General features: G+C 60.4%; 9 protein-coding genes and 1 pseudogene. 6 read left to right on the top strand and 4 right to left on the bottom strand.

Annotation, left to right across the window (positions count from 1 at the left end; all coding sequences use genetic code 11):
* Positions 1–59: 59 nt before the first annotated feature.
* From speA to IEY47_RS12245, 4 genes are all read right to left on the bottom strand, one after another.
* Positions 60–1,973, bottom strand: a complete 1,914-nt coding sequence (speA, locus tag IEY47_RS12230; RefSeq protein ID WP_188983527.1) for an arginine decarboxylase — start codon at positions 1,971–1,973, stop codon at positions 60–62.
* Positions 1,974–2,066: 93 nt separating this feature from the next.
* A complete protein-coding gene (locus IEY47_RS12235; RefSeq protein ID WP_188983528.1) occupies positions 2,067–2,411 on the bottom strand; it encodes a translation initiation factor Sui1 in 345 nt (114 codons plus the stop codon).
* Positions 2,412–2,534: 123 nt separating this feature from the next.
* Positions 2,535–3,071, bottom strand: coding sequence for an NUDIX hydrolase (locus tag IEY47_RS12240; RefSeq protein WP_188983529.1), 537 nt, complete (start codon positions 3,069–3,071; stop codon positions 2,535–2,537).
* A complete protein-coding gene (locus tag IEY47_RS12245; RefSeq protein WP_188983530.1) occupies positions 3,068–4,135 on the bottom strand; it encodes a DUF2333 family protein in 1,068 nt (355 codons plus the stop codon). The genes IEY47_RS12240 and IEY47_RS12245 overlap by 4 nt, the downstream gene beginning before the upstream one ends.
* Before the next feature lie 393 nt (positions 4,136–4,528).
* Here IEY47_RS12245 and IEY47_RS12250 point away from each other — a divergent pair, with 393 nt between their 5' ends.
* The 6 genes and pseudogenes from IEY47_RS12250 to IEY47_RS20540 all read left to right on the top strand — a co-directional run.
* On the top strand, positions 4,529–6,163 hold the full coding sequence (locus IEY47_RS12250) for a diguanylate cyclase (protein ID WP_188983531.1): 1,635 nt from the start codon (positions 4,529–4,531) through the stop codon (positions 6,161–6,163).
* A 1,507-nt stretch (positions 6,164–7,670) separates the two neighbouring features.
* A pseudogene (locus IEY47_RS20785) lies at positions 7,671–8,189 on the top strand (methyl-accepting chemotaxis protein); the annotation flags it as partial.
* A gap of 261 nt (positions 8,190–8,450) precedes the next feature.
* On the top strand, positions 8,451–10,229 hold the full coding sequence (gene dsbD, locus IEY47_RS12260; RefSeq protein ID WP_188983533.1) for a protein-disulfide reductase DsbD: 1,779 nt from the start codon (positions 8,451–8,453) through the stop codon (positions 10,227–10,229).
* Between the two features lie 125 nt (positions 10,230–10,354).
* On the top strand, positions 10,355–10,798 hold the full coding sequence (gene aroQ / locus IEY47_RS12265) for a type II 3-dehydroquinate dehydratase (protein ID WP_188983534.1): 444 nt from the start codon (positions 10,355–10,357) through the stop codon (positions 10,796–10,798).
* A gap of 25 nt (positions 10,799–10,823) precedes the next feature.
* Positions 10,824–11,279 carry an acetyl-CoA carboxylase biotin carboxyl carrier protein gene (gene accB / locus IEY47_RS12270; protein WP_188983535.1) on the top strand — a complete coding sequence of 152 codons (456 nt, stop codon included), beginning with the start codon at positions 10,824–10,826 and terminating at the stop codon, positions 11,277–11,279.
* 17 nt (positions 11,280–11,296) lie between these two features.
* The coding region (locus tag IEY47_RS20540) for a biotin carboxylase N-terminal domain-containing protein (protein WP_308426291.1) at positions 11,297–11,707 on the top strand (411 nt) is incomplete at its 3' end.

Here is an 11,707-nt window from a genome sequence, read left to right on the forward strand (position 1 = left end):
ATCAAAAACCCTGCGGGTTTCACCCGCCCTACACGCCAGGTCGGCGAAGCTCTATAACCTCAAGTCGCCAGATAGGACGACCGGGTCAAGCCGAGTCGCAGGGCATCCAGATACTGCGTGCGCTCTTTGGCGGGAAGGCCCGAGCTGGCCACTTTGTCACGGTAATAGCCCATCAACTCCTCAGGAGACAGGTGCACGTAACGCAGCATGTCCTCGATCGTGTCATGGGTCTCGATCCCTTCGTGGTAAACGCTGCCGTCATCGCGCTGGAAGATATTCACCGAGTCCGTGTCACCGAACAGGTTGTGCATGTCACCAAGAATTTCTTGATACGCCCCCACCAGGAACACGCCCATCAGGTAATCCTCGCCCGGGCGCACTTCGTGAACGCGCAAGCTCGTCTCGATGCTTTGCTCATCGACGTACTGCTTGATCTTGCCGTCGGAATCGCAGGTCAGGTCCTGCAACACCGCACGCCGCAGGGGCTCTTCGTCCAACCGCTGCAACGGAATGATCGGCAGAATCTGGTCGATCGCCCAGGTATCCGGCAGGCTCTGGAAGACGGAGAAATTACAGATGTACTTGTCGGCAAGCTTGTCGTTCAGCTCGTCCAACACCTGCCGGTGCGAACGCTGACGCGCCTTGAGCTGGTCGTAAAGCTTGCGGCAAATGGCGAAATAGCACTGCTCGCCCATCGCCTTGTGGCGCAGGTTGAGCTTACCCGCGGAATACTGTGCCGAGACCTCTTCAGCGAAGTGAGTGGCGCGCCAGTAGGTTTCTGCCACCATCTCCGGATCATTAGGACCGAGTAGATCCAGCAGCGCCTTCAACGCTTCTGGATATTCCTCGCTCGGGTCGACCTCGGGCTCTTCGTCGTTGTGACGCTCGATGTCGGTCACCTGAACCACCAGCACCGCGTGGTGCGCGGTCATGGCGCGGCCGCTTTCGGAAAAGATATGCGGATGTGGCAACTCTTGGCGGTCGCAGAACTCTTTGAGCATGTCCACAACGGTCGCGGCGTAGTCGTCCATGTCGTAATTGATGGAACTGGCATTGCGCGAATGCGTGCCATCGTAGTCGACACCCAGGCCGCCCCCGACATCCACGTGATCCACGGGCAGACCCAACGCACGCAATTCTCCGTAATAACGAATCGCTTCGCGGAAGCCGCGGCGGTAGTCCGCAATGTTGGCGATCTGCGAGCCCATATGGAAATGCAGCAGGCGTACGCCCTGTTCCAGGCCTGCCTCACGAAAGCGATCGACGACCGATAGCAGTTGCGCGGCGGACAGTCCGAACTTCGATTTCTCGCCGCCCGTATCGGCCCACTTGGACGACGACAGCGAAGACAATCGCACCCGCAGTCCCACCTGGGGCAACACATCCAGTGCGGCTGCCTCCTCGATCACCAGTTGAACCTCGGACTCCTTCTCGATCACGATGAAGACGTTGTGCCCGAGCTTTTGGCCCATCAGCGCCAGGCGGATGAACTCGCGATCCTTGTAGCCATTGCAGACGATGGTCCCCCCACGCGGCGACAAGGCCAGGACCGCCAGCAGCTCGGGTTTGGATCCGGCTTCAAGACCAATGGATACGTTCTGTGTGGCGATGATATTTTCCACCACCGCTTCCTGCTGGTTGACCTTGATCGGATAGAGCGCGGTGTACTGGCTCTGGTATTCGAGCCGCTGGATATTCGCGTCGAACGCCCCCGTGAGCTGCCGCACGCGGTCCTGCAGGATGTCCGGAAAGCGCACCAACAGCGGCAGCGAAAGCCCGGAAGAACGCAGCTCGTCGAGCACCGACGAAAAGTCGATGGGTTGGTCGGCGTTGCGATTGGGCCGGATTTCCACGCGCCCTTGATCGCTCAGCGAGAAATAGCCGGCGCCCCAGTGGCGTATGCCATAAACGCTGCGGCTATCGGCCACGGTCCAGCTACTGCCATCGTCCTTTCGCGTACGTCGTGCGGACATCGATTACCCCTTGAAAAAAACGGTTCCGTCGACGCGTCGTCGTCCGGCTTTATAGAAGTGTGGACCTATTCAGACCATCGGAGTTTGAAACGCTCAGCCGCCGGATTTCTTCGCCTTGAAACCGCGCGCCTGCAATTCACCAATGAGCAGCTCGACATGCTCCCCTTGGATTTCGATAACGCCGTCCTTTAAAGCGCCGCCTGTGCCGCAACGTTTTTTCAGTGCGCTGGCCAGCGTTTTCAACTCTTCTCCCGCCAAAGGCACCCCACTGATGGTAGTCACGGTCTTGCCACCGCGGCCTTTACTTTCCCGGCGCACTCTCGCGATGCCATCACCTGCAGGTGCTGCTTCCTCGGTCGGTTGTGGCTTGATACGACCTAGGTCGGTCGAATAGACGAGACCGCCCAGGTCGGACAGGGAATTGCTCTTCTTGACCATGGGCTACTCCTTCGCGGATCGGCGATCGAGGTTCGTAATTGGCGCCGAAGTGTAATGGCTATCGCGAACCGCATCAGCCCTGGCGACCATTAAGGCCTTTGAAAAGAAGAATATGTCGCATCGTTATCGATCGGCGAGATAACACTGCAAAGCGACGAGCGAGTCGGGGCAGTACAGACGTTTTTCGGTATCGGTCAGTACGTCCTCCAGCGGCATGAACCAAGCGGCCTGCACCTCCTCGGGCTGAACACGCAGCGGTGCATCGGACACGGCAGAAAACACCGCCCCCCACAGCCGATTACCTGGCTCATCGAAGAAAAATCGGCCATGCGAACGGAGCATGGTCCCAGCAATGCCCAGTTCTTCCTCCAGCTCGCGCGCGGCACAAACGTCATAGCTTTCGTGCTCGCCAACCATGCCGCCAGCCGTGACATCGAAATAGGCCGGATAAACCGCCTTGCTGGCCGTACGCTGATGGACGCACAGGCGTCCATGCGTGTCGAACAGCAAGACGAATGTGCCGCGACCAATCAATCCTTTCGCGCGTAACTCGGCGCGGGGCATGCCACCTTGCAACACATCGTGCTCGTCGACCCGGGCGATTCGCTCCTGATCGGAGGCTGCACGGTGAGCTGCCTCATCCGACACATGCGTGATCATCCCTGCGACAACAGATTACGCAGGTCGATGATCGCCGCATTGGCGCGGGAGATGTAGTTCGCCATGACCAGCGAGTGGTTGGCGAGGATTCCGTAACCGCTACCGTTGAGAACGACCGGGCTCCACAGCGTCTCCTGCGACGACTCCAATTCGCGAATGATCTGCCGCACGCTGATCGTGGCGTTTTTCTGCGCGAGCACGTCGGCAAAGTCCACCTCGACGGCGCGCAACAGCTGCGCCAGCGCCCAGGCCTGGCCGCGCGCTTCATAAAAAACGTTATCGATCTGCAACCAAGCGGTTTCTACCGTTTCCTCGCGGACATTTGGCGCTACACCAGGCTTCACGTCATCTGGATCGAGGTTGGCATTGGTATCGAGTCGGACGCGGCCAACACTGGCTGAGAGCCGCTGCGACAGCGAGCCCAGGCGCGTGGCGACGTCGCCCAGCCAGTTGTTCAGGTTATCGGCGCGAGTATAGAACTGCGCCGAGCCTTGTGCCGTGCCGGTCAAACGCGCCTGATAGCGATCCAGCAACTGGATGCCTTCTCGGTATTGCGACTCGGACGATGGCAGAGCCCAGCTGCGGTGATCGAAATTGAAGCGCGGCTCGGCGAGCGACAGGTCTGGATCCTCGGCTGATTGCGACTGCGAGCGCGCGAAATCCTTACGCAACGCACGGGCGAGATCGCGTACCTGCACCAGTACGCCATATTCCCAGCTCGGCATGTTGTCGAGCCATAGACCAGGAGGCGTGACGTCGTTCGACAGGTAGCCACCTGGCTTGTCCAGCAACGTCGTGGCGACCTGCTTCAGGGTCTCGACCAGCGTATACCCGGTCGTGACCTGGCGACCACTCGCCTGTGCGGCCTCGCGCGCGTGCTGTTGAACCGAAAACGGCTCGGGCGTACGGCTCCAATACATGCCAAGCACGATGCAGATCACGAGGTACAACGCGATCAGGCCGCCCAGACCCAGCATCAATCCGCGACTGGCACTGCTACGGGCGGAGACCTTTCCTTCCGGCGTTGTCGAGTCGGTCGTGCGTCTACGTTTCCAGTCCAGCATCGTTAAGTCCTTAGCTCTATTGCGCGTTCGACCACTGCGCGCGGGCGGTGGTTGCCATGGTCGGGACTATATAGGACATCACCGGCATAGCGCAGTTTGCAGGGTGTCTCGAAACCATGGCTTACATTTATAGATGCATCCTCGTTTTCCCGGGCCGCGCAACGGATGATGATGGCTCCAGCCAGCGGACCGACGGCTAGCGATCCCACGGTAGCGAGCCATGTCAGCGAAGAGGCTGATTCGACCAGGCAGTCTCGGTCCCGAAAAAACTCAACCCTCGCTTACCGTACGGCGACCAAATCATCGCCACTCGGCTGACCGCTCTCACGCTGACAGAGGCGAGCAGTGATAGCATCCAGACACTACTGCAACTGCGACGCCCTCGGACGATTTATGAAGGATTCAGAAGGCCCTGACCTCGATCGCCTCAAACAACATTTTGCCCAACGCGTCGTGCACCAGGCACGGCAAGTGCTGGATCAATGGCAGTACGTCCAGACGACTCAGTGGACCACCCAGACCTACACGGACCTCAGTGAGGCGACGACGCTGCTCGCCCGTTATTCGACGCGTTTCGATCAGCAGGAACACTTGGCCATTGCCCATGCGATCGCGCGGCGCCTAGTGGTCATTAGGGAGAACCAAGGCCGCCTACGCAGCGAAGACATCAGCGCACTGAGCCAATCGATGCAGCAACTGTCCCGAACAGGACTGCGCCAGGGTGACCGTCCTGATCAAGCGCTGCAGCTGTCATTGCGGAAACCCGTCTACGTAGGTCTGGCGGACCGCGAACAAGCGGAACGTTTGTGCCGCCAACTCAACTATTTCGGCGTACTCGCCTTGACCTGCGACGATCCCCAGCACTTTCATCGCGTCATGAGAGAGCGTCACCCTGCAGTCATGGTGCTGGAGACTGACTTTGGCGGCGTCGGCGAAGGCATCCGGCTTGCCGAAGACGTGCAAAAGGGACGCGAACGCAAACTACCCGTGTTGTTCTTCAGCCACGAAGAAACCGACACGCCAACCCGCTTGGCCGCTGCGCGGGCCGGTGGCGAGGAGTTCTACACCGTCACGCTGGATGCGGCTTCCGTTTTGGAGAAAGTCGAAGAACTGACACGAATCGCGCACCAGGAACCATTGCGGGTACTGATCATCGACGACTCGCGCGCCCAGGCGCTGCATACCGAACGCGTGCTGAACAGTGGCGGCATCGTGACCAGCACCCTGCTCGATCCGATCGGCGCCATGGATGCATTGGCCGCATTTCAGCCGGACCTGATCATTCTCGACATGTACATGCCCGGCTGCATTGGCACCGAGCTGGCGAAGGTCATCCGCCAGCACGAGCGCTACGTCAGCGTCCCCATTATTTACCTGTCCTCGGAAGGCGACCTCGACAAGCAGCTGGACGCCATGAGCGAAGGCGGCGATGACTTCCTGACCAAGCCCATCAGGCCACACCACCTGATTGCCACCGTGCGCACGCGCGGTGCCCGGGCTCGAAGCCTTAACGCACGAATGGTGCGCGACAGCCTGACCGGCCTCTATAACCACACCCATACGCTCCAACTCCTAGAAGACGCCTGCCTTCGGGCGCGACGTGACGCGCTTCCGCTGAGTTTCGCGATGCTCGATATCGATCATTTCAAGCGCGTGAATGACACCTACGGTCACCCGATGGGCGATCGCATCATTCGCAGCCTTGCCCTGTTTCTCAAACAACGGCTGCGCAAGACCGACCATATCGGTCGCTACGGCGGAGAGGAGTTTGCGATCGTTATGCCGTACACGCGGGGCGAGGATGCCCTTGCAGTGATCGAAGATATTCGCCAGCGCTTCGCCGCAATCAAGCACCCCGCGCAACCGCAGGACCTGTCCTGCACCTTCAGCTGCGGTATCGCGCAATGGTCGTCCGGCCAAGGGGCGGCGGCATTGGCAAGCGACGCAGACCTGTCGCTCTATCGTGCCAAGCATGCCGGTCGTAACCGGGTCGATTACCAGCCATCAAATAGCCATCACATGTCATAAATCGGCAATCTGCCTGACATACGCTCGTTTCAACCGTAATCGCCGTCCGGTTGTAACCATGCGCCTCAAGACCCTTACCAATCTTTCTACCTGCCTGCTCCTGGGTGTCTGCCTGACGCTCGCCGTGACGTTGTGGTGGTCCCAACAAGCGCTGGAGCGCCCATTCCAGACGATGGAACGGTACCTGACCCTTTCACAGCAAGTACAACATCAGGTCGTTGGGAAGATCTTCGGCTACCTCGACAGCGGCGACGCGCTGCTTCATGCCGAAGCCGTGCAAGCGCTCGATGGCCTGGAGCAAACGCTGGACGAACTTTCGCCCGAGCTCGCCGATACAGCCCGTCCAAGCCTCGCCGCCTTGAACGCATTCAGCACGAACGAATTGCTTGCAGCTGGAAAGCTTGCTGGCGACCCGCAAGCACTCTTACTCCAAGCCGAGCGCGAAATTTCCGATGTGCTCGAACAGCTCTCGCGCTATGCCACTGAAAGCCAAAACCCGGAAGCGAGTGCCTATCGTGAACCCCTATTCCAGGCGAGCCAACGCCTGCTGAAGCTTGGGCAGGCACGCAGCCGAATGATCTCCAGCGGCAACCCGGCCCTGGCCGATGACATCGAGCGGGAGTTGGACGGCATCCGCCAACAGGCCACCAACATCGATGCGCTGCCGTTGCTGGGCGTTGCAGATGAATCGACCTCTGGCGCCAGTGCGTTCGCGAATTTGCTTGGGCTCGATAACTCGGCGAGCGAGACGCAGGCCGAAGACCGCGCCACTGGACTGCGCCGGGAGCTCAATAGCCTGCTGCAACGTTATCCAGGTGAATTGAACCGCACGCGCGAACAGATCGCTTCCCGAAAGGCGCTTTATGAGGCCACGCGTCAACAAACCGGGAACCTGCAGGAAGCCTTGGACCGTCTCGAACCGCTCGTGCTGGCGGAACATGGTCGCATCCAGAGTGAAGTCCGCCTCCTGCTGGGCTTGGTCATCGCGCTCATCGTGCTGATCGCGCTCGGCATCGACCGCATCCAGCGCGGATTGACCCGTTTGTTGGGTCAGCTACAACCCGCACTGTCGGCCTGGGCTGCAGGGGATTTCACCAAAGCCGTGGCGCTGAAAACGCGCAATCAGGAAATGGTCGACCTGCAGGACTCGCTCAACCGCCTGCGCGATTACCTCTCGAGCCTAGTCGCCAACATTCGTCAGCAAGCCGAGCGCATGTCCGGCAGCAGCCAGACACTGGCCCAACTGAGCAGCGGGCTTCACCAAGGTGCGGAACGGCAAGCTGGCGATACCGCCCTGATTCGTGATGCGCTGGGCGAGCTGGAAGCCACGATCCTGCAGGTTTCCGAGGATGCCGGACGTACAGCGGAATCGAGCCGAGACGCAGGCCGCTCGGTAGAGCAGGGCCAGCAAGTGATCGAGGGAAGCTTGCTCGGCATGCAGAAGCTGGTGAGCGAGGTGCGGAACAATGCGGGTGAAATCGAACGTCTAGCCGAGGAAAGCAATACGATCGGCGACGTCCTGACCGTCATTCGCAGTATTGCCGAACAAACGAACCTGCTGGCACTGAACGCCGCCATCGAGGCCGCTCGGGCAGGCGAACAAGGCCGCGGCTTCGCGGTCGTGGCGGACGAAGTCCGGACACTGGCGCAACGCAGCGCCCAAGCGACCGATGAAATCCAGCAGGTCATCAACCGCCTTCAATCCGCAGCGACACGTTCGCTCGACGCGATGCGCTCGCAGGTTTCTCAGGCTCAAAGCACCGCTCAGCAAGCACAGGCCGCGGACGGCGCGCTCGTCGATGTCGTCGATGCGATTCGCGCCATGGCCGAGAACGCCGAGCGGATTGCTGCCGCGACGGCACAGCAGACGGCCGCGGTAAGCGAGATTCGCGATCACAGCGAGCGCATCCATAACCTCGGGGAAACGAACCTGTCGCTGATCGATGGCGGACGCCAAGAAGGCGAGCGCCTGCTGAATCTGGGTAGCGAACTACAAGTTGCCGTGAGCACGTTCCGCGTCGGCTGACGCGGAACGGATGAAGGCGGACACGCGGCGAAATAGCGGCTTACGGGTGCCTCTAAAAACTACCTGCGTTGTCATCGCTGCGTAAAAAACAGCCTGGATCGCCAGCCCGGTCAAAATGCTCATTTACCACTCGTAAACTTCGCTTTCTCGGCTGTTTTCGCCTTGCGCTGACTGCCTCGCCGACGCTTTTAGAGGCGCCCTTACATCGGCGTCGAGCAAATTCGTTATCATGCCGCCCACGATTGTTCAGACGTCCATGTAATGCCTCTTCTTCCAATTCTTGCCCTTCTGCTCTCGCTATTCGCCGGTCCAGCACTGGCGACCGGCCCGCTGGATACACCACGTCCTTCGCCTGTCTTGGGTGCGCCTGCAGCTACCAAGGATTTCCTGCCCGTCGAGCAAGCGTTTCCGGCAGAGGTGATCGAAACGTCCGAAGGCCCAGTGCTGCGCTTCACCAATGCCGATGGCTACTACCTGTATCAGCACCGCTTCGCGTTCGAGACGGAGCCCAAGGGCCATCTCGAAAAGCCCCGGTTGCCGCCCGGCGAAGCCAAGTCGGACGAATATTTCGGCGATGTGGTGGTGTACTACGGCGAGCTGGATATTCCGCTGAACACAGTCGGCGACGCCGCTCAGCCCTACAATCTGCTCGTTACCTTCCAGGGGTGCGCGGACCAGGGGCTCTGCTACCCACCGGAGACGCGACGGATTCCGGTGAATGGCGGCGTCGCCGCAGCTGCCAGCCCTACGCCTATGGCCTCTGCGCCGGAAACGGCGACATCCTGGAGCTATCGCAGCCTGGCCCTGTTTTTCTTCGCCGGGCTCGGCCTTACCTTCACACCCTGCGTTCTGCCGATGCTGCCCATTCTGTCGGGCGTCGTACTCAAGGGCGCTACGGGTAACCGGCGGGCACTCGTACTCTCACTGGCGTACGCGCTACCCATGGCAGCGTGCTTCGCCCTGCTTGGCGCCCTGATGGGGGTCTTTGGGGCAGAGCTCAACCTGCAGGCACGCCTGCAGTCCATCTGGGTACTGGTTCCTTTCGCAGCTTTCTTCGCCGCGTTCGCCCTTGCAATGTTTGGCGTTTACGAACTGCGCCTGCCCGACACGATTCGCACACGCCTCGATCGCGCCGCAGGTTCGACCAAAGGAGGCTCCATCGGCGGCGCGGCGTTGCTGGGCGTGTTGTCCAGTCTGTTAGTGAGCCCGTGCGTATCGGCGCCGCTGGCCGGTGCGCTGCTCTATATCAGCACCAGTGGCGACGCTATCGGCGGAGCCCTGCAGCTTTTCGCACTAGGCCTCGGCATGGGGACACCGTTGGTTGTGTTCGCTTGCGGTGGACGTGCTTTGCTCCCACGTTCAGGACCCTGGATGGTCGCCGTGCGCAACGCCTTCGGCGTTCTACTGCTCGCCGTATCGATCTGGCTTCTGGAACGTGTGTTGCCCGGGGCGCTTTCGCTGGCCCTCTGGGGTACTTTGGCCGTCGGCTCCGCGCTGTTTCTGGGCGCCCTGGAATTCACTGCAAAGGCGACTCGCGCGCGTCTGGCACAGCTACTTGGCCTTGCGCTGCTGGTGTATGGACTCAGCGCCTGGGTAGGCGCCTTGCAGGGCGAGAGCGATCCGCTACGCCCTCTCGGCCAAGCCGTATCAAGCGCATCCACAACCTCGGCTCCACGCTGGACGACGATCACCGAGCCTGCGGAATTGGAGGTCGCGCTCACAGAAGCCCGCCAAGCAGACAAGCCCATGGTCCTGGATTGGTATGCCGACTGGTGTATCAGCTGCAAAGTGATGGAGCGGGAGGTGCTTAATGATCCGCAGGTCGCAGCTGCGCTAGGACGCTTCAGCCTGATTCGATTCGATGTGACCCGTAGCGACGCGGCGCAGCGTGAGGTCCTGGACCGATATGGCCTGTTCGGACCGCCCGCGATCCAGATATTCAACGCGAACGGCACCGAAGCGCTCGCCCAACGCACCGTTGGCGAGACGGATGTCGCGACCTTGATGGCGCGGTTGACAGCTGTCGAGTCCCTCGACTAGACCGTTAAAGGCAATTTCGTCAAAAAAGTCCAATCCTGCTGACTTTTGCCTGGAACTGGACAGGCTCGATTGCTTCCGGCATAGTCGCCCGCGGCATCTGATCAGGCACTCACAAAGGATACTCGATGGCCACTGTGCTGGTTCTCCATGGCCCTAATCTTAATTTGCTCGGCACCCGCGAACCTGGCGTCTACGGCTCGGTTACGCTCGAGCAGATCAACCAGGACCTGGAAGTACAGGCACGAGCAGCCGGGCATACGCTGAGCCATCTGCAGAGCAACGCGGAGCATGTCCTGATCGATCGCATTCACGCAGCACGGACGGATGGTACGGATTTCATCCTGATCAATCCGGCGGCCTTCACGCATACCAGCGTCGCGATACGTGACGCCCTGCTGGCTGTGAGCATCCCATTCATCGAAGTGCACCTCTCGAACGTGCATAAACGAGAAGCCTTCCGCCACCACTCCTATTTTTCCGACGTGGCGGTCGGCGTGATTTGCGGACTGGGAGCGACCGGCTATCGGCTGGCGCTAGAGTCCGCACTAGAACAAATCGAACGCATCTGACCAACCGATTGGAGTCGACCTGTCAATGGACATCCGTAAAGTCAAAAAACTGATCGAGCTACTGGAAGAATCCGGTATCGACGAGCTGGAAATCAAAGAGGGCGAAGAGTCCGTCCGCATCAGCCGTCACAGCAAGCAGGCCTTCAGCGCGCAGCCCATGTATGCCGCCCCGGCTCCTGTCGCTGCTCCAGCTCCTGCAGCCGCGCCGACAGTCGAAGCAGCCGCGCCTGCCGCTCCCAAACTTAACGGTACCGTGGCGCGTTCGCCAATGGTCGGCACGTTCTACCGCGCACCGTCTCCGGCGTCGCCGAACTTCGTTGAAGTTGGCTCGACCGTGAAGAAAGGCGACATCCTGTGCATCGTCGAAGCCATGAAGATGATGAACCACATCGAGGCTGAAGCCAGCGGCACTATCGAATCCATCCTCGTCGAGAACGGCCAGCCGGTGGAATACGATCAGCCCCTGTTCACCATCGTTTGAACCGCGGGGACTCTCCGATGTTGGAAAAAGTACTGATCGCCAACCGTGGCGAGATCGCCCTGCGCATCCTGCGCGCCTGCAAGGAGCTGGGCATCAAGACGGTAGCGGTCTATTCCACAGCCGACCGGGAGCTGATGCACCTGGGCCTGGCTGACGAGACCGTTTGCATCGGGCCGGCGCCCGCTGCTCAATCCTATCTGCACATTCCGGCAATCATCGCGGCAGCCGAAGTCACCGGCGCCACGGCGATCCACCCGGGCTATGGCTTCCTGGCGGAAAACGCCGACTTCGCTGAGCAGGTGGAAAAGTCCGGCTTCGCCTTCATCGGCCCGAAAGCCGACACCATTCGCCTGATGGGCGACAAGGTCTCGGCCAAGAACGCGATGATCAAGTCCGGTGTACCGGTTGTGCCGGGTTCCGACGGTCCG

This window comes from Pseudomonas matsuisoli, from assembly GCF_014647635.1.
GTDB classification, from domain to species: domain Bacteria; phylum Pseudomonadota; class Gammaproteobacteria; order Pseudomonadales; family Pseudomonadaceae; genus Pseudomonas_P; species Pseudomonas_P matsuisoli.

What these genes read in the sequence shown, in the direction of transcription:
- speA (WP_188983527.1), bottom strand. Translation starts at nt 1,973, where the DNA reads ATGTCCGCACGACGTACGCGAAAGGACGATGGCAGTAGCTGGACCGTG.
- IEY47_RS12235 (WP_188983528.1), bottom strand. Translation starts at nt 2,411, where the DNA reads ATGGTCAAGAAGAGCAATTCCCTGTCCGACCTGGGCGGTCTCGTCTAT.
- IEY47_RS12240 (WP_188983529.1), bottom strand. Translation starts at nt 3,071, where the DNA reads ATGATCACGCATGTGTCGGATGAGGCAGCTCACCGTGCAGCCTCCGAT.
- IEY47_RS12245 (WP_188983530.1), bottom strand. Translation starts at nt 4,135, where the DNA reads ATGCTGGACTGGAAACGTAGACGCACGACCGACTCGACAACGCCGGAA.
- IEY47_RS12250 (WP_188983531.1), top strand. Translation starts at nt 4,529, where the DNA reads ATGAAGGATTCAGAAGGCCCTGACCTCGATCGCCTCAAACAACATTTT.
- dsbD (WP_188983533.1), top strand. Translation starts at nt 8,451, where the DNA reads ATGCCTCTTCTTCCAATTCTTGCCCTTCTGCTCTCGCTATTCGCCGGT.
- aroQ (WP_188983534.1), top strand. Translation starts at nt 10,355, where the DNA reads ATGGCCACTGTGCTGGTTCTCCATGGCCCTAATCTTAATTTGCTCGGC.
- accB (WP_188983535.1), top strand. Translation starts at nt 10,824, where the DNA reads ATGGACATCCGTAAAGTCAAAAAACTGATCGAGCTACTGGAAGAATCC.